Here is a 23,798-nt window from a genome sequence, read left to right as displayed (position 1 = left end):
GCTCAGACTTGATCTGACCACTATCGGGTTTTTAGTAGGTGACTCTTTCAAGTCAATGTTACCAAAACCAGTAACCTCTCTATCATAAGAGAGCTAATCAAGATTTTGCGGAGTTAATCTAGCTTAATCCAAATCAAAGAGCCATCCATGGCTCTAAGTATAAATTTCTGCTGCTAAATAGTTTCCGGTTTATTTTTGTTTTCTGCCTCCGATGTAGGCACATCAATATGACGAAAAACAATCCTGTCAACTTTGAATTTTTGTGAACGACCTGACATAACCAGTTTATATGTCTCGCCGGATTTTAGTTTATAAACGGCTACACGTTTATTGTCATGACCACCTGGATCAAAATGATTACCTGATACCCAGACAAACTTATTGTGTTCTCCACCAAAGAACTTTGTATCTCGCTTTAATAGTTCAAGGGGAGCATCTTTGCCATGGCTGTTCCCAGCATTTGGTCCTGCTTCATAATCACCTTCTAATCGAAAGTAAGCATCATTTGCAATATCCGTACGGAATTCGCCATTATAAGTTAAGTTTTCTTTTGCTGCATGCAGGTGCAAATAATACAAGCCACTTCTTGTAACATTGAAGGTGTATTCTAGAGGAGATTTTGGTGGACCATTTAATGGTGTATTGCCATTAAACTCAAGATAACCACTTCCGGTATGATCACCTATATTTGTTTTCTTTAACCATTCACCTAAATTTGAATAGGTATTTTCTACCTCGATAATAACCAGGCCATTTTGTTCTGTGTAGTCACCTTTTGGCTGACCGGGATCTATTTTATTGAAATTCCAGATAGGACCAATATGACCGCACCCATCTTTACCAATATCTACACGGCCAGGACAATAATCTTCATCACCTGCATCATTTGCTGGACCGTTGCCGCATTGTACGTCATTGTATTTTGGGCGACCAGACGATCCAGGTCCTGGTCCGATTAAAGCACAGGCCTCTTTAACTGTCATATATCCTTGGTCAGTCGAGACCATGACATCGGCAATATTATGGTCAAAGTTTGAATCACAGAAACATTGATCACCAATGGAGTAGCTGTCTTTCCAGTTAATTTGCGGCTCGAGCAGAACATCACTGGGATTAATCGGAATAATTTGCACAATATCCGGATGTACATCGTTGTTTGCGTCATCCGCTTTGATTATTACAGCCCAATCCTGGTTGTTTTCCGTTGGGGCATTTCCAATGCTATGAGTCCCTATTCCGTCAAGTTGGTTACCTGTTGACAATTGGCCAGTTCTCGGATTAAACCAGTGAACATTGTAAATATTAGCATTTGAAATCTCAATATTGGTCGTACCACCTTCGCGCAAGTAGATCAAGTAGGCACTACCGCTATCTGAAAGGACCCAGTCGTTATTGGTTGAAGTTACTTCATTATCTACATTTAGACTGTGTAGATTAACTTCAAATTGGTTTTGCAGAATATCATTAAAAAATCTTACAAAGTGACCAGTTTGCTCCCAATGGTTATTAAATTCTCTCAGGTTCTCTACGGCTAAATCATACGCATGACCGGAACCAGGATTTTTTAAGTACCACTCAAATCCGGCACCACCTCCCATGACACTGCCCCACATCCAATTGACCCGCTGAATTTGAGTAACATCAGAATGTGGAACCGGTGCTTGTCCACCTGATGCTTCAGTGAAGGTAACATACCAGAGATGGTTATTATTTTGAGATTCATTTAGCCACTTCCTACTCATCTGATAAGGGGCATTTCGATGATTTGCATCGCTAGGAATGTCACCAATCTGAATACTTGGACCATCAAAGTTACTATCTCCCAACAAAGGACGATAGTGTTTGTCCCATTGCCCACCATAGGTATGAAGCAGAGTGGGATGATCGTAAGGGTCAACATCTTTTAAGTATTTAGCAAAAGCTTTATGTTGTTCTTGGCTAAGGGTTGTTTCTTCCCCCATGTTCCACTGCAAGGCGGGGTGATGACCAAAACGAGAAATCATTTCACGATAGTATAATTTTCTTTCAAGTCCTAAATTACCATTGTTCAGAATCTTATTATTTTCTGTTTCCTGGGTCATAAAGTGAATCAACATACCTTTTCTGGTCATGTGATCCATTACAACTTCCCATTGATCCAATTTGCTGACATCAAAAGCGCGATGATTACCATCGTATACTGACCATGGGTGGGCATCACAACCGTCACCACTTTCTGTGTTTGCCATGATGTAAATTGCATTAACATTTTTTTCTGCAATATAGTTAACCAGACCGATGATATTTTTCCCTTTGTCACCCTTCCAGGTAGGATCTCCATTATTCCAATCATCATGATGGGGCTCGAAATTATGTAAAATCCCTTTACAGGATCCCACGTTCTGGTTTTTTGTCGTGTTATCAAAATCGGAATAACCAAAAATATTTTCAGGGCTGTCCATTCCACCTTCGATGTATACCGATTTGTCTCCTAAATGTTGTAGGTAACGGGTTCCTTTTTTATGTACCAGTAACCCCTTACTCCTCATATCAAGTGCAGGTGCTGTGGATTGTAATATAGGAAAATGACCGCTTTCACCATCAAATGAGATGGCATTACCTGCATTAGTATCTAGGTCAACCGCAACTTGGCTTCCTTGTCTCATGGATATTTTAAAAATCCATTTGCCTGAAGTTGGCGGTGAAAAGTAGGCACGCCACTTTGTTCCCTCTGTTGCACCAGTATTGGCAGCATCACCATCAGCGGCAAAATGCCCAGGCACGGTATAAGACAGATTGCCTTGTGTGAATATGGCATTAAACCGATAGTCGGTAAAAGTGGCATCATTATTTTCTGATGCAAATAAATCATCACAGGTGATTGTGACACGGTGCCATTTTTCTAGAGTACCAGAGACAGTACAGTGTTCACTGTTACTGATATCATCTGGGTCGACAGGTCCTGGTGGGTCCGTAGGGTCTGTTGGATCGGTTACATCGTCCTGTTTCACTGTAAATGAAATAGAGGTACTGGTACCGGCTGAACCTGTACCGTTATCCTGCGAATAGGGAGTTGCTGTGAGAGTGTAATTACCGATTGTGGGGATCCAATGATTAAAATTACCTTGATCATCACCAAATAGAGCATAGGGCGGTTCGCTTTCAATCATACCGTACGTCTGAGCGCCCGTTAACTCAAATACGATGCTCTCTGCCTGATCACTGTTTGCGCGTATATTTAATTGCCTCCCAACCTCACTTAGATTGATCTCTGCACCGTTAGATAGCAAAAGAATATCTGAATTTGATTGTGAATTTACCAATGTAATTGATGATATTATTAGACCCTCATCTGGGTTTGATGGATTAGGGTTGGTGGGATTTCCATTATCTGGATTTACCACAGGAGGATTAATATCATCATCGGATTTGTCGGATGACGAACCGCCACCACAACCCGCTAATACGGCGCTAATCAGAACTGCCAGAGGCAAGCTGCTGTTATTCATTTCTAGTATTCTCAACTTTAGAAGAAAATAATTGTTTACTAATTACAGACATTAATAGATATGTAGAAACTGGCTACTACATGCAGCACTGGTTAGATAATAAATCGCATATATACATACCGGCCGTGAATTCAGTCACATGCAGCCAGGACTAGTTCCACAGCTAATAGTTTGATGAAAAAAAAAGTTTATTTTCATTTTTTAATAAGGCTTATTTCTAATTCAATGATATCCAGTTCACACTTGCTGGCTCTTAAGAAAAGGATAAAATTTATATAAATATCTTTATAGGAGTAATTATTTTATTCTTCTTGGAAGCCTGAAGCGTCTAGGAAAGTTGAAAATATAGTATTGTCCGACCAGTCTATATTTATTTCTAGGGAAGTATCCATCGTAAACATATGAAAACGATATTCTTGCACCTGGATATACTGAGTATGCTTACTCACCAGTATAACGTAGAAAAAATAAACTTTAGTGTTGTGATACCTCTCATATCAGTAGACGGCTATTACCATAAATGCATATTATCGATATATAAATGAATGGACCATTTGGGGGTAGCCAATTTTCCTAGACATTAAATATATTAATAAAGTTCTGTAGGTCGTATGAAAACTGGCGTTGATATGTTTAATTTGGAATAAACTATTAAGTAGAAAGTTCTTCTGTTTATGTGCCAGTAGTGTCTCGTGCGGACAAGTTAGAGTTTGGTATGCTGTGACAAGTATTGAGCTTATACACCAATGGAGTAACTATTTAGCTGCCTTAGGAAAAGTTGGATATCATTTATTAGTCAAATTTCTGTTTTTTGGGGCATCAATTTTCCCCTAATGTTCAACTAAAACTAAAAATATGCTTACCAGCACATTAAAGAGTTATTGTTTGCTTAAGTGACTAAATCTTGCCTTGCTGTATCTAATCATTGGCCAGTAAAAATTGGTTGAAATTCACACTTTGAATGTTGAATTCATACTATAATGCGTCACTTTAAACATTAGGTTAATCAGTTGATAAAAATAATCTAGTTATAATTTTTGACTGATTCAATAGATAGTTAGCAGTACAAAAGATTCAGTATGACTACCAACATTCAGGAAAAATATGCTTCTGAGCCAACAGGGTTGGCAACTTCGACTTATCGCCACGTACAATACTGGCAACAATTAGGGTTTCCTAAAGATAGGTTAAAGAATATATACGGTGAGCATTACCCTAAGTTACAGAGCTTGCAACATCGTGTACCGGTCAGGCTGACAGGGCAAGCACTTCAAGATGTATCCGACTACTTCAGCGATAAAACAATAGCATTTCGTACCGGTCTAGATGTATCAATTTCCAGTATTCAGGCATTTGCTCATGTCTTAATGGCTTGCCCTACCGTTCGCCACCTTGTCAGCCTTGGTACTCAATTTCAGCAACTTGGCACACAGGGTTATCAAGGGTTATTCAGCAAGGGGGCTGAACGCTCCAGCTTTGATATTTTAATACCTAGCTTTTCTCCATTTACCGAGCAACAAGTCGAAATGAATATTGGAATCATCTTCAAACTAGTTTCAGATATTGTTGTCGATTATGAAAGCTGCCTCCCGGTAATTCATTTCGCTCATCATAACCCGGCATTGATGAATAGCGCAGTATCATTAATTAATGTTCCCATTGAGTTCGGACATCAAAAAAATTGCATCAGTTTTGACAACTCTATTCTTGATAAAGAATTATGCAGTCCAGGTAAATCCTCTCTTGATTTTAATAAATTGACCGCTAAAAAACAACTTCAGAAGATGAAGTCAGATGAATCTTTGCCTGATCGATGCAAGGATATTATCAAAGATTATTTACCTGAGGGGGCGGCCAGCCTGGATTTTTTGGCGGACATTCTACAAGTTAATAAACGCTCTTTGCAGATTCGTCTAAACACACAAAACACGTCTTTCAGGCGTATATTAGATTTAGCTCGCAAAGAGAGGTTGGATTCTCTTGATGTCAAGTCCATGGAAAAAATACAAATTGCAAGAGCGCTGGGATTTTCGACAATAATTGCTTTTGAGGATTCTTACAAACGTTGGAAAAATATTTAATCTTTAAATTCGTGCACAGAATGTGATTATATGATGAGCGGTATTGATGTCTTTGAATAATATCTTGATCCACTGAGATTAAGCTTGCATAGTTTATGGAGCAAAATTACTAGTAACTCTATTACTTTCCATCAAGTTGGCGTGAGATACAGTTATTAGTTTTTATTATCTACTTCCCCGGGAGCTTAGGAAAATTCTATAGAGCCTATACCCCGATAAATATTGACTGATATTCTTGTCGGCATAATGTTTCAATTGAGAACTTGGGGGAAGTATTCGATCCTCTGCAGTTGATTTGAATATGCTATTTAATTGTCGGGATGGTGGAGGAAGCCCTGTAATCTGCACAACAGCTGACAAAATAGTTTAACTTAAATGTTGAAAAACGATTTACGGATATATCTATCGGAGTTCTCACGGTATTTTGATGAGGCTTTTCCCAAACAAATGAAGCCGGAGGCTGGGCCTGAAAATGTGAATAAGTTTGTCATTAGTAAAGGGTTTCTTTAGAGCGCCTTTCGAAAAGAATTGAAGAGTAATTCTTAATTGTATGGAAAGGCGAAAAGAGATCATCGTAAACGTAACAAAAGCTCGCTACAGCATAAAATGAACCTGGTACTTTCAGCGCCGCACCTCAAAAAGTCGCCCAGTTGGACTGATCCCATATTATGGCGGAACCAAATATCTTAAAACCGGCTCGGAAGAGGTGGGAATTTACGGAGTGCTTAGCAAAAGGTGAACTGAAACTTAGAGGCTACAAGTCGTCATGCTGATATAACTGATAGATTTTTTGTATGAAATGCTGGGCACTAGTGATCGTAAGATATCGTATTGCGACAACTTACCGCTGCATTTACTCACAGAGTAGGAGGCTTACAGATAAAATGGTGGGCCCTCCGGGACTCGAACCCAGGACCTGCCGATTATGAGTCGGATGCTCTAACCAACTGAGCTAAGGGCCCACACATTGCTTGCGGGGATCGTTGCAAGCGGTTGGCAAAAGTACAAGATTTTCCCTTTCAAATCAACGTCTTTGTGGCAGAGATTTCCTTCTTTGGCATTTGCTAAATGCTGAAATTTTTATCGGCTATTTTTCGTACTCACTCTGATGTGCCGATTACTTCAGATTCAGAGCCATGAAATTGATCAATTTTAATTGTTGGTACGCCAGTCTGATTTAGAGTACTCAACTGGTACGTTTGTTCTGATTAAAAAATGGAAGGTTGGACCCTCCCCGTTTTTTACTGTCGGGCACAGTCAGATCAGCAGCTTGGGTATCACTATGCAACCCCAAACTATCAGCCATGAGACCAAGGCAACGGCTACGGCGGCAGAGCCTGTGTCTTTGGCGATCTTGGCCAGCGAGTGCTTCTCCGGGCCTATTCGGTCCACAGTGGCTTCAATGGCGCTGTTGATTAGCTCCAGAGGTAGTACCACCAGGCTTACCGCGACCAGTATGGCACGCTCTGCCGGTGTCTCACCGACCCAGAGGGCCAGCGGGAGAATGAAGATGAGGAGGATGACTTCTATGCGGAAGGCTTCTTCATTGCGCCAGGCAGCGGCGAGTCCCTCACTTGAATACCTTGCGGCGGCAATCAAACGGGCGACGCCTTTCTTACCGGGTTTGTTGATGACTTCTTCAGACTTTTCCTGCTTGTTGGCGACTTCTTTTTGCATGCTGCTCTCCTGCCATCCGTAGGCCCTTGCGGGTGGTCTAGATTGTGTCACATAAAAAAGCCCGGTCGAACCGGGCTTTTTTGTTGGTGCTTACTCGTCGAGGAAGCTCCGCAGGTGCTCTGATCGAGACGGGTGTCGCAGCTTGCGCAGCGCTTTGGCCTCAATCTGTCGGATACGCTCGCGGGTTACATCGAACTGCTTACCCACCTCTTCCAGGGTATGGTCGGTATTCATGTCGATACCGAAGCGCATGCGTAATACCTTGGCTTCACGCGCTGTCAGGCCGGAGAGTACAGAGCGGGTAGCATCGTGTAGACCGGTCTGGGTAGCGGTGTCCACCGGAGAGGACTGGTTTTGGTCTTCGATAAAGTCACCCAGGTGCGAGTCTTCATCGTCACCGATAGGAGTCTCCATGGAGATGGGCTCTTTGGCGATCTTGAGGACTTTGCGTACCTTGTCTTCCGGCATTTCCATGCGCTCACCCAACTCTTCTGGAGTGGGCTCACGACCCATCTCCTGCAGCATCTGGCGACTAATCCGATTGAGCTTGTTAATAGTCTCAATCATGTGAACCGGGATACGGATGGTGCGTGCCTGATCTGCGATAGAGCGAGTGATAGCCTGGCGAATCCACCAAGTGGCATAGGTGGAGAACTTGTAGCCACGACGGTACTCAAATTTGTCTACCGCTTTCATCAGGCCGATGTTGCCCTCCTGGATCAGGTCCAGGAACTGCAAGCCGCGGTTGGTGTACTTCTTGGCGATGGAGATCACCAGGCGAAGGTTGGCTTCCACCATTTCCTTCTTGGCACGGCGTGAGCGGGCCTCACCGATGGACATGCGGCGGTTGATCTCTTTGATCTGACCTACGTCCAAACCGGAACGCTCCTGGCATTGGGCCAGTTTGCGTTGTGCGCGCACGATGTCCTCTACTACATGACGTAGGGCATCGGAGTAGTCGCGCTTCTTCTTGATGATCGCCGGAATCCAATCTTCATTGGTCTCATTGCCGGGGAATTCCTTGATAAAGGTTTTACGCGGCATGCGTGCACGCTTGATACACAGGCTCATGGTGATGCGCTCTTGCCTGCGCACACTGTCGAGGATATTGCGGACTTCGCCATAGAGTGGATCGAACTGGCGAGGGGCCAGTTTGAAGTAGCGGAAGACTTCAGCCACAGCTTCGAGGGCTTCACCGGCTTCTTTGGAGTCGCGGCCGTGAGCTGCAATAGCTTCGTCGGCGGCTTTCTGTGCGGCGATCAGCGCGTTCATACGCTCGGCCAGCTCTTCCGGATCCAGGCCGCCGGCGTTTTCTTCTTCCTCGTCGTCGTCGGAAGAATCGTCCCCGTCAGCGGAGGAATCGCCATTCTTATCACTGGATTCGCTGCTGCTGGCTGCTGCTGGCTGGCCTGCCTGGGCTCCAGGGGGAACGTCTTCGGCGGGGTCGAGCCAGCCGGCTATTACGTCGGGGACGCGACGCTCTTCTTTTTCGATAAGCGCATGCTCATCAATAATCTGCTGTACGGCGCCAGGCCAGTAGGCGAGAGCGGCCATCAGTTCGCGCAGTCCCTCTTCGATACGCTTGGCAATGGCGATTTCGCCCTCGCGCGTGAGCAACTCAACGGTGCCCATTTCGCGCATATACATGCGTACCGGATCGGTGGTGCGGCCTACGTCAGACTCTACTGCGGCTAGTGCTGCGGCGGCCTCGGCGGCGGCGATTTCATCAGCGGAGCTGTCGCCTTCGGCCATTAACAACTCTTCGGCATCTGGTGCGCTTTCGAACACCTTGATACCCATGTCGTTAATCATGCCAATAATGTCTTCCACCTGATCGGGATCAGAAATATCTTCCGGTAGGTGGTCGTTTACCTCGGCATAAGTGAGATAGCCCTGCTCTTTACCGCGGGCGATCAACTCCTTAATGCGAGAAGTCTGTTGCTGGGTTTTGTCGGTCATGCACAACCCTGAATTCTGGGGATGAAAATACGGGACAAAGACGCGGGATTATAGCGTATATGCACTAGCAATAACCACTTTAGCTGTCAAGCGACGGCCAAGTGCGACGTTTAGGGTGCTGGGGTTCCCGTTCCCGCCCGGCGGGGGAGAGTGAATATAGTGTTGAGCCCACAGTTTTCAAGGGGTTAATGCAGATTAATTGTCTTTTCTTCGCCAGTTGGCTAATAGTGCCAGTTGTTCTTCCTGGCTGAGCTGGGTTCCGCTTTTCAATTGGGCGAGCAGATTTCGCTTGCGCTGCTTGTCAGCGGATTGCGCCAGGCGCTGCAGGCAGTCGCTGAATTCGGTTTGCGGATCGTATTCCAGGTTACTGCTGCCCTGGGCGAGCTGACGAACGCCAGATACTAGCTGCGAGGCAGCGAGTTTGGCCAAGGTGTCGCAGGACTCGGCGCCGTGGTGCGCGCGCCAGTATCCAAGCAGCTGATTGAGGTTGTACTCGGGGCGGCTCCTGAGCAGCTCTACAAGTTGGGCAAACAGGGCGAGATCGGGATCACTGCTACTGCGAAAGTGTTCCAAATCCTCAATTTGGGCCGAAAGCTGTGGATGATGCAGGAGGAGAGCGATCAGCATTCGCTCCGGCGGCAGACGATATTGGCTACTGCGGCGCAGGCCGTTACCTGCCTGTGGAGAGGTCACTTCCAGATAGGGATCACTCTCGCGTGGCCAGGGCTCAGGTGGTGTGCGGTGCTGGATGTCCTGGTTGGACTCTAGCGGTGCCATGTGTTCCTGTTCGGCGGCAACGGCATGCTGGGGTTGGGCCTGCTGAACTTGGGCGCTGCGCGCCTTTTCAGCATGGATAACCTCTTGCAGGGTCTCTTTGTCGAGGCCTGTGCGCGAAGCGAGCTGCTGGAACATCAGCTGACGGTAGACGCCTTCCGGCAGTAGATCCAGTAGGGGTGCGGTCAGTTTGGATAGGCGCGCGCGGCCATCCATGGTCTGCAGATTGATATCTTCGCTGAGCAGGTCAAAGAGGAAGTCCTCCAGCGGCAGGGCTTGCTCTTGAATTAATTGCTGGAAGCGCTCCCCGCCAAGCTGGCGTACCAGGGTGTCTGGATCCTCTCCCTCCGGCAATAGCAGAAAACGCAGGCTGCGCCCATCCTGCATATGTGGCAGGGCGGATTCCAGGGCGCGACGTGCTGCGGAGCGACCGGCGCGGTCGCCATCAAAGCAAAATAGCAGCTCGGCGGTGTGGCGAAAGGCCAGTTGGATATGCTCTTCACCACAGGCGGTGCCCAGTGTGGCTACGGCACAGCGGATATCGAACTGTGCCAATGCGACCACATCCATATAGCCTTCCACCACAATCAGGCGTTCGAGATCGCGGTTGGCCTGGCGCGCTTCCCAAAGGCCATAAAGTTCACGGCTCTTGTGGAAGATCGGGGTTTCCGGTGAGTTCAGGTATTTGGGTTTGTCGTCGCCCAGCACCCGTCCGCCGAATGCAATGGTGCGGCCTCGCTGGTCGCGAATCGGAAAAATTATGCGGTTGCGGAAGCGATCGTAGTGGTGACGCCCGCCAGGCTTGGTGTTGCCATCGCTGTCCTGGCGGCGGATAGCAAGGCCCGCCAGCTCCAGTTGGTCGGCTTTCTCGGGGGAGTCAGCCAAGGAGTTCAACAGGTTATCCCAGCCCGGCGGTGCCAAGCCGATGCCGAAGTCCCGGGCAACCTCACCGGATACGCCGCGGTTTCGCAGATAGGCTACGGCATTGCCGGCAGCCGGGTGGCTGCGCAGCTGCTCGCGATAGTAGTCGGTGGCTTTCTCCGTGAGCTGGTAGAGAGATTGGCTCTCCCTCTGGCGCTTCTCCTGCCCCGGTGCCAGCTGCTCACGGGGCACCTCAAGACCGCGGGTCGCCGCGAGCTTTTCCACCGCCTCGGGGAAGGGCAGGCGGTCGTACTCCATCAGGAAGCCGATGGCATTGCCATTGGCGCCACAGCCGAAGCAGTAGTAAAACTGCTTGTCCGGGCTTACGGTGAATGATGGGGACTTTTCATCGTGGAAAGGGCAGCAGGCGGAATAGTTTTTGCCGGTTTTACGCAGTTTGACTCGGCTGTCCACCAGCTCGACGATATCCGCCCTTGCGAGCAGATCATCGATAAAGTGCTGGGGGATCTTGCCGGCCATGTGCTCTATGCTCCGCGATCAGCCCAGCTGGGCTTTCACCAGCTTGCTAACCGCACCCATATCCGCACGGCCCTGTACCTGGGGCTTTACCTGGGCGATGACCTTGCCCATATCCGCCATGCTGCTGGCGTCGGTGTCCCGCACTGCAGTGGAGACGATCTCGCTAATCTCGGCTTCGCTCAGTTGCTTGGGCAGAAACTCCTGAATTACCTGGATCTCGGCCTGTTCCACCGCTGCCAACTCGTCGCGACCGGCTTTTTCGTACTGGGTGATAGAGTCGCGGCGCTGTTTGGTCATTTTGTCTAATAAAGCGAGGATGCGGGCGTCATCCAGGTCGATACGCTCATCCACCTCAACCCGCTTGATCTCGGCATTGATCAGGCGCAGCGTGGCCAGGCGCTCCTTGTCTCGCGCCTTCATGGCGTCTTTGGTGGCCTGGGTCAGGGTGTCCTTGAGTGTGCTCATAGTGAGTGTTCCGGAATTGGCGTTGAATTATAGAATTGGGATGCTAAGGATAGCGCGTCCGGAGCGAAGGGAGAATGCAAACCGTAAAACGAAAAACGGCGCGCGAGTATGGCTCGCACGCCGTTTTATAGGACCGCTACGGGGCTTAGCCCGTCCGGCTGCCTCGCTGCGACAGGCTTAATGCTGCCTGCGGCTCTTAGTAGAGGCGCTGGAACTTGCGGTTTTCGCGCTGAAGCTTCTTGGCGTGACGCTTTACAGCGGCAGCGGCTTTGCGCTTACGCACAGCAGTCGGCTTCTCGTAGAACTCGCGACGACGTACTTCAGACAGTACGCCTGCTTTTTCACAGGAGCGCTTGAAGCGGCGCAGAGCGATATCGAAAGGTTCGTTGTCTTTAATTCGTACAGAGGGCATTAGGATACCTGTTAAAAATTCGTTTCTCTCGGCCATTCCGGCAATGCTCTCGCAGTTGCATCCGGTGGCCGGTTCACAGCGAGGGCGCAAATTCTAAACACTCCCCTACGGGATCGCAACCCCATTTTCCAGTATGATAACCGCCCCTCGAAGCAGTCACGAGTATGAGATCAAGTGCGCGTCCTCGGTATAGAAACTTCCTGCGATGAAACTGGCGTCGCTATCTACGACTCAGAATCCGGTCTGCTTGGCCATGCCCTGTTCAGCCAAGTCGACCTGCATGCCGATTACGGTGGTGTGGTTCCGGAGCTGGCGAGCCGCGATCATGTGCGCAAGCTGCTGCCTCTGGTACGCCAGGTCATGGCCAAAACGAATACCAGGCACTCTGATCTGGACGGTGTGGCTTTTACCGCTGGCCCCGGTTTGGTAGGTGCACTGATGGTAGGTGCCTGTGCCGGCCGTGCTCTGGCCTACGGCTGGGATATCCCGGCGGTGGCGGTGCATCATATGGAGGGGCATCTATTGGCACCGATGTTGGAGGAGAACCCTCCCGCTTTTCCTTTTGTGGCACTGCTGGTATCCGGTGGCCACACCCAGTTGGTGGAAGTGCGCGGCCTTGGTGATTACGAGCTGATGGGTGAGTCTTTGGATGACGCCGCCGGTGAAGCCTTTGATAAAGCGGCAAAGATGCTCGACCTGGATTACCCCGGCGGTCCGCGTTTGGCTGCCCTGGCCGAGAAGGGGGATCCCAAGCGCTTTACCTTCCCGCGCCCGATGACCGATCGACCCGGGCTGGATTTTAGTTTTTCCGGCCTTAAAACCTACACCCTGACTACGGTGCGTCAGCACGCCCTCGAGGATGGCCTGCCGGATGAGCAGACCTGCGCGGATATTGCGGCGGCCTTCCAGGAGGCGGTAGTGGACACCTTGGTGATTAAATGCCGCCGCGCAATCAAGGCGTCCGGGTACAAAACGCTGGTCATTGCCGGTGGGGTTTCCGCGAATAAACTATTGCGCGAACGCCTGGAAACAAGCCTGAGCAAAGATGGTGCCAGTGTCTATTACCCGCGCCATGAATTCTGTACGGATAATGGCGCTATGATCGCCTTTGCCGGTAGTCTGCGCCTGAAGGCCGGTGAGCAAAGCGACCTGGCAGTGGATGTGCGCCCGCGCTGGCCGATGACCGAATTGCCCAAGACCGAACTTTAGGAAACTGCAGGGGCATCCAGGTAGTAAGTAGTAAGTAGTAAAAAGAAAAGAGCCGATAGATGGATATTGTTTATATACGGGATTTAAAGGTGGATACCATTATCGGGATCTACGACTGGGAGCGGGAAGTGCGCCAGACAGTCAGCCTCGATCTGGAGATGGCTTTCGATATCAGCGAGGCGGCGCGCACAGATAATATCGAGTACACACTCAACTACAAGGCGGTGGCCAAGCGCTTGATCGCTTTTATTGAAAGCAGCGAGTTCCTGCTGGTGGAGACCATGGCGGAGCAGGCTGCGGCAATTGTCAGGGAAGAGTTTTCTGTGAGCTGGTTGCGACTACGTTTGTCCAAGCCGGGCGCTGTCAGAGGGTCCAGGGATGTGGGTGTTATTATTGAGCGTGGCGAGAGGCCGGCAAAAGGTGCAGCAGCGATGTCTGCGGGAGTGTAAACGTGGCTCAGGTGTATCTCAGCCTCGGCAGTAATATCAATCGCGCGCAATATATCCGCGCAGCGCTGGACGCCCTGGCTGGGCATTTTGGGGAATTACAGGTGTCCCGGGTCTTCGAAAGTGAAGCGGTGGGTTTCCAGGGCGATAACTTTTACAATCTGGTGGTGGGACTGCAAACTGACCTGCCGGTAGGGCAACTGGCTCTTTGTCTGCGCGGTATTGAAGATGCCAACGGCCGTCTGCGCTCCGGGCCCAAGTTCAGTGCGCGCACCTTGGATATTGATACCCTTACCTATGACCACCTGACTGGCACTGTTGACGGGGTAAAATTACCTCGAGGTGAGATCGTAAAAAACGCCTTTGTTTTACAGCCTCTGGCGGAGATTGCTCCAGAAGTATTGCATCCGGTCGAGCAGAAAACTTACCGTCAGCTGTGGGATGAGTACAACCAGGCTTCGCAGAAATTGTGGCCGGTAGAATTTATTTGGCCGTGATTGCGCGCTTCCCTGCGTATCGAAAAAAGCAGCCGAAGGGCTGCTTTTTTGGTTTCTGGAAGGGCAGAAACCCTTTCATCTACTGGAGCCATCCGGCAACAGTATCAATATAGCCAGCTGGCAAAATATGGTTCCCGGCGAAGATCCTATGCCGTTTACTGTTTGCATTTATAAGTTCAAACAGCTCTCTGTTTTGTTCTTCTGTTGCATATTCATCGCTATCGGCGGTGATTAGCAGAAGTTCCTTTGCCCGGCTATGGGCGACCAGGTTTATCAGCGCTACTGCGGCAACTTTATTATCGAGATAAGGTGGCACCATACTGATTACTTTTTGAATATTCTCTTCCAGTGCGCTGAGTAGCAGTACGATTTGCGCTCCCATACTGTAACCGGCGAGATTGATATTGGTTTTATCGAGCTGGGGCTGCGTTGAAATCCAGTCGATCAAAACCCGATAATCCAGTACGGTTTTGCGAATCATATTCCCGTAGGCGGTTTTATCGCCAAAGTAGTGCAATTTTTTCATGATGCTGCTTAGGGGCAGTTCCGGGTCTTTGCGACTGCCGTGATATCGTGCATCAATGGCGATAACCGCATAGCCTTTACTGTTGGCAATATCGGTAATTTTATTGACCTGGGTGATTGTCGGGCGCCCTTTGTAGGAGTCCCACCACCAGCGTTCGTGGCTTCTTCCCATTGCGGAAATACCCAACAAAACCGGATAGCTGGGTTTTTCAGTCTGGGGATAACGAATTTGCCCATTTACCCTGTCGCCGTCAAAACTTGTAAAAGAGAAGCTGAACTGCCTGTTGCCAAGCGGTGTTAGGTAAAAATCAATATTCTGCGGAGCCTGGTAGTTGTAGGAAGAAACAATCTCTTCATAACTCATGGGTTCCTCCTTCAGCGCAATAAAGAGGTACCAGTAGAGAGCCATTGAGGCGACAGCCAAAATGCCAAGGAGTAGCGCTTTAATAATTTTGGTGGATGTCCTTTGCGTAAAACCGATCTCCAGTATTTATGGGGGAGAGGTTAAGCAAGGGCAGGTAAAATTTGGGTGAGGTTGGGGAGAGGTGATGATTTTCGGCACAAATACTAAAAAGGGAGAAGGAAAGAATGCACCGCGCTCGGGACCCTATGAGGCATGGATGCCGATTAGGAGCTTACAAGGATGTATTCACGGCGTGTCTCGAGTGCGGTGTATTCTTTCCTTCCGCCCCAGTAGTAATTGCTAACAGAAAGCAGCCGGGTAGGGCTGCTTTCTGTTGCGTTGGCCCTTAACTGAGGCTCATCAGCGATTCCTTGGTAAATGGCGTGATTTCCTCGGCGCGGTTCTCACGCACTTTGACCAGCCAGTTGGGGTCTTGTAACAGTGCACGGCCAACAGCGATCAGGTCGAACTCCTGGTTGTTCATGCGGCGGGTCAGTTCACCCAGATCGGTTGGATTGGCGGTACCACCCATGCCTTGGTTATTACCGCCGATAAAATCATCGTCGAGGCCGACACTGCCTACAGAAATTACCGGTTTGCCAGTCAGTTCCTTGGTCCAGCCTGCCAGGTTAAGATCAGAGCCCTCGAACTCCGGCACCCAGAAACGTCGGGTTGAAGCGTGAAATATATCCACTCCGGCTTCAACCAGCGGTGTCAGGAAGCGTCTTAGCTCTTCGGGGTTTTGCGCCAACTTGGCGTCGTAGTCTTGCTGTTTCCACTGGGAGTAGCGCAGTACTATGGCAAAGCCTTCTCCCACGGCTTCACGCACCGCTTTTAAAATTTCCACAGCAAAGCGGGTGCGGTTTTCTATGGAGCCGCCGTATTCGTCATCCCGTTGGTTGGTGCCCTCCCAGAAGAACTGGTCGATCAGGTAACCGTGGGCGCCGTGAATCTCTACACCGTCGAACCCAATTTCCTTGGCTGCTTTCGCCGCTTCAGCAAAAGCTTGTACAACTTCCTGGATATCCTCTTTGTTCATCGCCTGGCCATTGGGCTTGCCAGGTTTGAACAGGCCTGAGGGAGAGTAGCCTGGCACTGATTTATCCGGGCCTATGCCCTCTTTGCGCACGGAGCCTACGTGCCATAACTGCGGGATAATCTGGCCACCGGCAGCGTGTACTTCGTCTACTACCTTTTTCCAGCCGGCGAGAGCGGCTTCACCGTAGATTGCCGGTACATTCTCGTAGCCGTTGGCGGCTTTATGATTAACGAAAGTGCCTTCGGTAATAATCAGTCCCACTTCACCTTCAGCTCGGCGGCGGTAGTAGCCGGCCACTTGGTCATGGGCGGCATAGCCCGGTGACATGGTGCGGGTCATGGGGGCCATGGCGACCCGGTTGCGCAGCTTTAGGGATTTATGCTCGAAAGGACGCAGCAGGCTGTCCAGGGAACCACTCATATTTCTCTCCTGAATTGCTCGATTCAACACTGGGACTTACTGGTCCCACTAGGTCACAACTAAAACGGTTGCGTTATAAGACCTTATTTTAAGGCTGAGTTCAATATCTGGTTTCGTATTGCAACTCTTTTGCCGGTATACTGGGGGTATGTCACGTAAACGCTTTGATGATCTTGATTGCTCCCTGGCCTGCGCCCTGAATGAGGTGGGGGACTGGTGGTCGCTGCTGATAATTAAGCAGGCGATGCTGGGTACCCGCCGTTTTGTGGATTTCCAAAGAAACCTTGGAATCGCCAAGAATATCCTTGTGGATCGGTTGTCCCGCTTGGTGGAAAACGAGGTGTTGGTGCGCTTTGATGCGGGTGAGCACGGCACTCGCTACGAGTACCGCTTAACGGAAAAAGGCCGGGACCTGTTTACGGTGGTAATCGCCCTGCGCCAGTGGAATCTACGCTGGAACGGCAATAAAGATGGGATGCACCTGGTCGATAAAAACAGTGGCGAGCCTATCTCCGAAGTGGCTGTGCAGAATGCCCAGGGACAAAAACTCAGCATCCGCGATGTATTATTTGTGGATGAAAATGGCCAGCCCCTAGAGCAGGCTGGCTAGGAAGCTTTTCTTCGGTTTTGTTAGCCCTGATTCTTGGATAGCAGCCTGATAATGTCCAGGGTCTTGCTGGGTTCCCAGCGCATAAAAGAGACAACGCCGTGCATGGCCAGTAAGCGCTGGTCTATTTCCCCTTCCTCCTGAAGCTTTTGTAATTTCTCTGCGGCCTTGGTAAAGCCGTGCTGCTCATAAGTGAGTAGTAATTTGACAGTCTGCTCCGCCGGGGTGACTTGACGAGGAACTGGGGTATACCCCATCCCCCTTACCATACTCTCAGCCGCCAGCCAGGTGGACCAGGGGTTTTGCCCGGTAATAAGCTGGCCATCCACGCTGACTTGCTCCAGGTAAGTGGGCCCAGCCTGAAAAAACGCGCCTTGCTCACGTAAGCGATCCTCAAGCAGGAATGGAAATCGTTGCTCGGCGTCAGGGATAAGAAAAAGCTCCTCTTCGTTAGTAAAAGCACTGATCTGCCGATCGGCGATTAAGGGCTTGCCATTATCCAGGGTGACATTGGCAAGGGCTGCTGGCCCGTGGCATACCGCTCCGATAATTTTGCCGCTGTTATAGATTTCCCGCACCAGGGACTGGATATGGGGATTGTCGGGGAAATCGAACATGGTGCCTTTACCACCGACAAAAAATACTGCCTGATAATCCTCTGCTGATACCTGATCGATAGGAATACTGTTGTTGACCTTTTGTTGTGCCTCCGGGTCATTGAGAAAGGCATAGTCGAAAGGCCCCAGATCATCTTTATCGATTACCGCAGGCGGTTTGCCGCCTTTGGGACTGGCAATATCGACAATAAATCCGTTGGCTGAAAAGATGTAATAGGGGCGTGCCAGTTCAGTTAATTCATAACCAGTTGCCTTGCCACTATCTCCCATCGTTTCAGTACTGGTGACAACAGCTAAGATTTTTCCTCGGCTTTCCCTGGGTAATTGTTGTAAATACGGCAGGTCACTTACTGTCGTAGTGGAAAAATCCTGCTCTTGGGGTGGGGTTAGGCCCTTAACCCAAATAATAAAAGCAAAAAATACGGACAGAGTCAGTGCCAGGGAAATAACAATTTTCTTCAACATATTAATCTCCAAAATTGCAGTTGCAGACGGAAAATTTCTAGTGAGTTCGTAGGAGAATAAGGGATGGAAGGTGAAATTCAGGTGAGATTGTAATTGCGAAATAGGAAGAAAGAATAAACTGCGCTCGAAATCGTATAAGGCATGGGCGCCGATTCACTGTGTGTCTTGAGCGCAGTATGTTCTAGCGGTAAAAATATGAACCTTAGCAAGCTACTGTGTAAAAGACAGAGCGCACTGATAAATATTGTTTCGACATTGGATAGAGATGATCCAGTTTAAGGCTTCACAGATTCTCTTGGCCAGGAAAAGGCCTTGACCAATACCGTCACTGCCTTCCCTCTTTTGGCCGGGTAAGAGGGAGGTTTCTAGATCTAATTGGTTGTCTGTGGCGTTCTCAAAAAATAGTGTGTCCCCCTTATAGGTAATAACCAACTCAGGGCTGGTAGCGTGCTGTAATGCATTGCTGATTAAGTTGTCGAATAGCAGACTTACCAGGTGTCGGTTGGCCAGGACTCTGACTTTGTGCCCTAACTTTAAATCAACATTAAAATTCTTTTGTACAATTAGCTGGTGTTGAGCTAAAAGACGTTCCTCTAGTAAAGCGCGCAAAGGGATGTCTTCCGACTGTAGAGACTCAGAGCGGGCGAGGGCTAATAGTGTCTTAACGGTTTTTTCCATACCGGTAACAGTTTCTAATAGCTCATTTTTCTCAGCTTTAGTCATTTCCCGATTTCGACTGAGAGCCAGTGTGCTTTTCAGGATGGTTAGCCCGGTGCGCAATTCATGGCTTGTATCCCTGGTAAATTCAGTTTCCCTGCGCAATGTTAGCTTGAGTTGGTTAAGTGTATCTTGCAACGTGCTTGCGAGATAACCGATTTCATCTTGTTCATTGTTATAGGGCAGGGAAATTTGAGAATTGCAGTTTCTCTGCTGCTTAACCGCTTTAGCCAGGGTTACTACAGGTGCGATGGTTTTACGGGAAATGCGAAAAGCACAGTAGAGGGCTAAGAGTAGGGTCAAGATACAGGCACTGGCAAAGAGCCAGAGAAGTTGTGAGGATTGCCTCGTAACAGTGAGTAATTCACTGACTTCAGCCACGAGAACTACGGAGTTATTGTCCGGAAAATGTACTCTGCGTAGATGGAAGTGATGTTCCGTATCACTAAACCATTCAGCTTTTTCTGCATGGCTTGGTAGGGCAGTGCGCAGTTCGGTCGGAATAACTTTGCTTTCAGTGTATAGCGTTAAATACGGTAGGCGTGGCTCTGGGATTGCTTTAGCCAGTTTTGCCTGCTGTTCGAGGTAGCGGACCTCCCCGGCCAATAAGTTATCGAGTAAATGGTCTTCAACTACATAGGCCACCATCATGCAAATGGCAAAAAACACCAAGCATAGCAGCAGGGTAAAACTGCCAAAAATAGCGAAGACCTTCCTCTGTAAATTACTGGTTTCGCGCATTGGGAATTTCCAACTGATAACCGAGGTTGGTGATGGTTTTCAACATTGGAACCTGGAAAGGCTTATCCAGTGTTTGGCGAAGACTATAAATGTGGGATTTTAAGGCGTCTGTTTCCGGGGGTTTGTCACCCCAAATATGGTGGATTATTGCCGAGCGACTTACTGGTGCTGGTGACGCCTGGGCGAGCATAGTGAGAATGCGAAAACCGATAGTTGTCAGGGGCAGAGGTTGTTTATCCCGGTAGGCGGTTTGCTGGCGCTGGTTTATCTGTAAATCACCGACCTTAATTTCTTCACTGGTATGTAGCTGGTGCCTGCGTGCCAGGGCGCGGCATCTCAGTATCAGTTCCCTTGGCTCAAAGGGTTTACATAAGTAGTCATCGGCACCGATACCAAATCCGAGCTCTTTATCTGCGATAGCATCGCGGGCAGTTAACATCAGAATTGGCATGTTAACTGGCGCTTGTGCCTTGATCTTTTCACAGACCTCCAGGCCATCCATATCCGGCAGACCCAGGTCGAGAATGACCAGGTCGAAGATTTGTTCCAGGGCCAGCTGTAAGCCCTGGCGACCCCGGTGAGCATAATCTATCTGCCAGCCCTCAGCATGTAGGAATTCGGCAAGCTGGCGTGCGATAGTGGGGTTATCTTCAATCAACAATATCTTCAGTGAGGGCACCGGCAAACCTCTTGTGACAGAGTAAGTTGCCAAACATTCTGACAGAGTGCCGGTGAAATTGAAGTGAAGCCCCGCTCTAGATATTGAGGTTGCGGCCGCCGTCAACGGCAATAACCTGGCCGTTGATATAGGGGGCGTCACAGACCAGGAAGCGCACGGTTTTGGCGATATCGCTAGGGTCACCGGTTCGGGCCAAAGGAATGCGCTGGGTAATTTGTACTTTCTTGGCTTCGTTAGTCGCCTCTTGTTCTGGCCAAAGAATGGCACCGGGGGCGACTGCATTGACCCGAACCTGGGGCGATAGCTCCAGCGCGAGGCTTTTTGTCAGCATTACCAGGCCAGCTTTGGCGGTGCAGTAAATGGAGTGCTCGGGCATTGGGCGCTCGGCGTGGATATCTGCCATATTCACAATACAGCCAAGTCGCTGGCTGAGGCTTTCATGTAGCGCTTGGCTGAGAAAGAAGGGCGCTTTGAGATTACTGTCTATCAGGCGGTCCCAATCTTCCTCTGTGGCTTTTCCCACGGGAGTGGGGTGGAAGGCTGAGGCGTTGTTCACCAGGGCATCAATACCGCCCCATACTTCCTGAGCACGCCGGGCGAGCGCCGAGCAGGCTTCGGCACTATCCAGTCCACTGTGTAATACCACAGCGGAATTGGGGCGGAGTTTGTTCAGTTCTTTTGCGAGGGCGCGAGCGGCATCCGCCGAGTTGCGGTAGTGAATAACCACCCGGTGGTCTTTATGCAGCTCTTCGGCAATGGCGCGGCCCAATCGTGCGGCAGCGCCGGTAATCAACACATTACGCACTGTAGTTATCCTTTATTATGGCGATCGCTTTAATACGCTCTCGATCCAGTGCCTGTCCCAGCTTGGCCCCCTGGTAGCCCTGCTTGATTAGCGCTTCGGCAGTCACTGCAGCTGCCACTTCGCGGGCCGCACGCAGGAAGTCAGCTTGTGGATATTTCCGGTTTTCAAGCCCCAGGCGGCCGCGGGCATCCGCCTCACAGGCGCACAGGAACTTCTCAAACCGCTCGGGGCGTCGCAAGGCATCCAGACTGCGGATCATTTTCATAATGGTCTGTGGGCGCAATTCGAAGGCCCTGTGGCAGTGCAGGTGATATTCACAGACCCCGACAGCCAGTGCAGTCAGCTCTTTTGGTGTACGCCAGCGCTCACAGACTGCACGCACCAAGGGGACACCGGCGGACTCGTGACCGTGGTGGCTGGGCAAAATCTCCTCTGGTGTTAATCCCTTGCCCAGGTCGTGTAGCAAGACAGCAAAGCGCACTGGCAGCTCTGCGCAGGCTGAGCGCAATGCCATTAATACATGCTCGCCAGTATCTACTTCAGGGTGGTGTTTGGGGGGCTGAGGTACGCCGAATAACTGCTCCAATTCAGGTAAAAGAATCGCCAGGGCCCCACATTCTCGCAGTACCTGGATAAAGGTATCGGGGGCTGGTTCAATAAGGGCACGGCTAACTTCTTTCCAGATTCGTTCTGCCACCAGGTATTCCACCTCACCGGCCTCAACCATCTGACGCATGAGCGCCATAGTCTCCGCTGCAACAGTAAATCCCAGATGGTGGTAACGCGCTGCAAAGCGGGCCACCCGCAGGATGCGCAGAGGGTCCTCTGCGAATGCGGGGGAAACATGGCGTAGCAGGCGAGCGTGTAAATCAGCTTGTCCCCCGTAGGGGTCAATCAGGGTACCGTCCTTCGACTCGGCTATCGCGTTGATAGTGAGGTCGCGACGTAGCAGGTCCTCTTCAAGGGTAATGCTGGCATCGGCATCAACGGAAAAACCGCCGTAGCCGTGCCCACTCTTACGCTCAGTGCGGGCAAGGGCATATTCCTCCCCGGTTTCAGGGTGCAGGAAAACCGGAAAATCCTTTCCTACTGGACTATATCCCATGTCTAGCATGTGTTCTGAGTTGGCTCCAACTACAACCCAATCATGCTCAGTAACCGGGCGGTTGAGTAATTTGTCGCGTACTGCGCCACCGACAAGATAGATCTTCAAAGGAATTGCTCCGGGGCTGGAGAAACCGGTTTCCCGGTGAAGGGTTGCACTGCCATAAATCCATTGGTTCCGGCGCTGCCCACTTACCAGGGAATCGGGCAGAAATTTTAAGGAAGGAGGGTTTTAGAGTTCGGCAAGATAAAAAAAAGGCCCCGAAAAAACAAGGGGGCCCAGGGTCTTAGGGTATTCGCTTAGCAAACATCTAATTGCCAATAGTGGGGTATTTGACTTACCGGCCACCCCACTGGAGAGGATCAGGCGACACATCAATGTCGCGAAATCTAAGGTTATTCTATGAGACCTGTCATACCTGTCAACTATATCTTTTAGTATTTTTTGAGGGGGTTGTACCGCTGTTCGTTAATAAATTACATGGACCGGATTTCGGGCTGGTTTTGCAGCATTAAACAGCATAATTTATAGGGGCGGTTCTATTGGACAGGATAATTTCGCGCCTGGCTTCGGGGGATGGAGTCCAGGTGTGAGAGGTTGACCTGGCCGTCAAGGATCGCAGTTGTTGGGGAGAAAATAATATGAGCGAACTACATGTGCTAACCACCGGCGAGGCAGCCAGATACTGCGGCGTCAACTTTCGTACGGTGATTCGCTGGATAGAGCGCGGACAACTCAAGGCTTACAAACTTCCAGGTCGTGGTGACCATCGTATCTGTGTGGAGGACTTCGTTGGGTTCCTGCGCGATAACTCCATGCCGGTACCAAACGATCTGGCAGTGCCCAGCCGCAAGGTACTGTTGGTAACCACAGACCCGGAGCTGACTTCTGCGGGAATTCAAACGCTGAAAAGCATTGGCTGCGAGATAGAGATAGCTGGTGATAGCTTTTCCGCCGGTATTTTGCTGGCCAATGCAAAACCGGCACTGCTGGTGATTGATGCGAGCCTTGTGGGAGATGGTGGGTTCCAGGTTCTGGACTACTTGAGATCCCGCAGTGAGTACGCAAACCTGCGCATTCTGGTCGTGCCTTCTGAGGATGATCTCGATAAGGCTCGCTGGCTGGATGCGGGTGCTGATGCCCTGTTGGCGCATCGTGAAGAACGCGGGGAGTTGGCGGCAAAAGCGAAGTTGTTGCTGGAAGCTGACGACTAAGACTTTTCAGGCTGGCGCTGGCTTACTTTCTTACCCCTTCTGTGCGGGATCT

Annotated in this window: 19 protein-coding genes and 1 tRNA gene; 6 read left to right on the top strand and 14 right to left on the bottom strand. The window is 49.7% G+C overall.

What is annotated here, in order from left to right; translation table 11 throughout:
• Nucleotides 1-173: 173 nt before the first annotated feature.
• Nucleotides 174-3,488, bottom strand: a complete 3,315-nt coding sequence (locus tag GL2_RS04735; RefSeq protein ID WP_143729521.1) for a DUF5060 domain-containing protein — start codon at nt 3,486-3,488, stop codon at nt 174-176.
• Nucleotides 3,489-4,567: 1,079 nt separating this feature from the next.
• On the opposite strand from GL2_RS04735, the gene GL2_RS04730 reads away from it, so the two are divergent.
• Complete coding sequence (locus GL2_RS04730; RefSeq protein WP_143729520.1) at nt 4,568-5,569, top strand: AraC family transcriptional regulator ligand-binding domain-containing protein; 1,002 nt, start codon at nt 4,568-4,570, stop codon at nt 5,567-5,569.
• Between the two features lie 885 nt (nt 5,570-6,454).
• On the opposite strand, the gene GL2_RS04725 is transcribed toward GL2_RS04730, so the two are convergent.
• From GL2_RS04725 to rpsU, 6 genes are all read right to left on the bottom strand, one after another.
• Nucleotides 6,455-6,531 (bottom strand) — tRNA-Ile (locus GL2_RS04725).
• A gap of 295 nt (nt 6,532-6,826) precedes the next feature.
• The gene (locus tag GL2_RS04720; protein WP_143729519.1) at nt 6,827-7,246 is read right to left on the bottom strand and encodes a diacylglycerol kinase; all 420 of its coding nucleotides are present in this window, start codon (nt 7,244-7,246) and stop codon (nt 6,827-6,829) included.
• A gap of 90 nt (nt 7,247-7,336) precedes the next feature.
• Nucleotides 7,337-9,205 carry an RNA polymerase sigma factor RpoD gene (gene rpoD, locus GL2_RS04715; protein ID WP_143729518.1) on the bottom strand — a complete coding sequence of 623 codons (1,869 nt, stop codon included), beginning with the start codon at nt 9,203-9,205 and terminating at the stop codon, nt 7,337-7,339.
• Between the two features lie 195 nt (nt 9,206-9,400).
• Nucleotides 9,401-11,380 carry a DNA primase gene (gene dnaG / locus GL2_RS04710; protein ID WP_143729517.1) on the bottom strand — a complete coding sequence of 660 codons (1,980 nt, stop codon included), beginning with the start codon at nt 11,378-11,380 and terminating at the stop codon, nt 9,401-9,403.
• An 18-nt stretch (nt 11,381-11,398) separates the two neighbouring features.
• A complete protein-coding gene (locus GL2_RS04705) occupies nt 11,399-11,845 on the bottom strand; it encodes a GatB/YqeY domain-containing protein (RefSeq protein WP_143729516.1) in 447 nt (148 codons plus the stop codon).
• A 196-nt stretch (nt 11,846-12,041) separates the two neighbouring features.
• Nucleotides 12,042-12,257 carry a 30S ribosomal protein S21 gene (gene rpsU / locus GL2_RS04700; protein ID WP_020411530.1) on the bottom strand — a complete coding sequence of 72 codons (216 nt, stop codon included), beginning with the start codon at nt 12,255-12,257 and terminating at the stop codon, nt 12,042-12,044.
• A gap of 174 nt (nt 12,258-12,431) precedes the next feature.
• On the opposite strand from rpsU, the gene tsaD reads away from it, so the two are divergent.
• Genes tsaD through folK form a run of 3 tightly spaced genes read left to right on the top strand, consistent with a single transcriptional unit; the run spans nt 12,432 to nt 14,409 of the window.
• On the top strand, nt 12,432-13,466 hold the full coding sequence (tsaD, locus tag GL2_RS04695) for a tRNA (adenosine(37)-N6)-threonylcarbamoyltransferase complex transferase subunit TsaD (protein ID WP_143729515.1): 1,035 nt from the start codon (nt 12,432-12,434) through the stop codon (nt 13,464-13,466).
• Nucleotides 13,467-13,525: 59 nt separating this feature from the next.
• Nucleotides 13,526-13,915 carry a dihydroneopterin aldolase gene (gene folB, locus GL2_RS04690; protein WP_143729514.1) on the top strand — a complete coding sequence of 130 codons (390 nt, stop codon included), beginning with the start codon at nt 13,526-13,528 and terminating at the stop codon, nt 13,913-13,915.
• 2 nt (nt 13,916-13,917) lie between these two features.
• Entirely contained in the window at nt 13,918-14,409 is a 492-nt protein-coding gene (folK, locus tag GL2_RS04685) for a 2-amino-4-hydroxy-6-hydroxymethyldihydropteridine diphosphokinase (RefSeq protein WP_143729513.1), read from the top strand.
• A gap of 79 nt (nt 14,410-14,488) precedes the next feature.
• Here the strand turns inward: folK and GL2_RS04680 are convergent, their stop codons facing one another.
• Both GL2_RS04680 and GL2_RS04675 read right to left on the bottom strand, forming a co-directional pair.
• Nucleotides 14,489-15,298, bottom strand: coding sequence for an alpha/beta hydrolase (locus tag GL2_RS04680; protein ID WP_172621060.1), 810 nt, complete (start codon nt 15,296-15,298; stop codon nt 14,489-14,491).
• Nucleotides 15,299-15,683: 385 nt separating this feature from the next.
• On the bottom strand, nt 15,684-16,796 hold the full coding sequence (locus tag GL2_RS04675; protein WP_143729511.1) for an NADH:flavin oxidoreductase: 1,113 nt from the start codon (nt 16,794-16,796) through the stop codon (nt 15,684-15,686).
• 148 nt (nt 16,797-16,944) lie between these two features.
• Between GL2_RS04675 and GL2_RS04670 the strand changes: the two genes are divergently transcribed.
• Entirely contained in the window at nt 16,945-17,406 is a 462-nt protein-coding gene (locus GL2_RS04670; RefSeq protein WP_108731589.1) for a helix-turn-helix domain-containing protein, read from the top strand.
• A gap of 20 nt (nt 17,407-17,426) precedes the next feature.
• Here the strand turns inward: GL2_RS04670 and GL2_RS04665 are convergent, their stop codons facing one another.
• From GL2_RS04665 to GL2_RS04645, 5 genes are all read right to left on the bottom strand, one after another.
• Nucleotides 17,427-18,485, bottom strand: a complete 1,059-nt coding sequence (locus GL2_RS04665) for a type 1 glutamine amidotransferase domain-containing protein (RefSeq protein ID WP_143729510.1) — start codon at nt 18,483-18,485, stop codon at nt 17,427-17,429.
• A gap of 210 nt (nt 18,486-18,695) precedes the next feature.
• Complete coding sequence (locus GL2_RS04660) at nt 18,696-19,943, bottom strand: sensor histidine kinase KdpD (protein ID WP_143729509.1); 1,248 nt, start codon at nt 19,941-19,943, stop codon at nt 18,696-18,698.
• Entirely contained in the window at nt 19,927-20,622 is a 696-nt protein-coding gene (locus tag GL2_RS04655; RefSeq protein ID WP_143729508.1) for a response regulator transcription factor, read from the bottom strand. Before GL2_RS04655 ends, GL2_RS04660 begins: the two co-directional genes overlap by 17 nt.
• A gap of 76 nt (nt 20,623-20,698) precedes the next feature.
• Complete coding sequence (locus tag GL2_RS04650) at nt 20,699-21,427, bottom strand: pteridine reductase (protein ID WP_143729507.1); 729 nt, start codon at nt 21,425-21,427, stop codon at nt 20,699-20,701.
• A complete protein-coding gene (locus GL2_RS04645; RefSeq protein ID WP_143729506.1) occupies nt 21,420-22,640 on the bottom strand; it encodes a multifunctional CCA addition/repair protein in 1,221 nt (406 codons plus the stop codon). Before GL2_RS04645 ends, GL2_RS04650 begins: the two co-directional genes overlap by 8 nt.
• A gap of 533 nt (nt 22,641-23,173) precedes the next feature.
• Between GL2_RS04645 and GL2_RS04640 the strand changes: the two genes are divergently transcribed.
• Nucleotides 23,174-23,746: a helix-turn-helix domain-containing protein gene (locus GL2_RS04640; RefSeq protein WP_143729505.1), complete on the top strand. Its 573-nt coding sequence runs from the start codon at nt 23,174-23,176 to the stop codon at nt 23,744-23,746.
• Nucleotides 23,747-23,798: the final 52 nt, after the last annotated feature.

The organism is Microbulbifer sp. GL-2 (assembly GCF_007183175.1).
In the GTDB taxonomy this organism is placed as follows: domain Bacteria; phylum Pseudomonadota; class Gammaproteobacteria; order Pseudomonadales; family Cellvibrionaceae; genus Microbulbifer.
The sequence above is the reverse complement of the archived record's forward strand: the minus strand, read 5'-3'. Positions and strand labels throughout refer to the sequence as shown.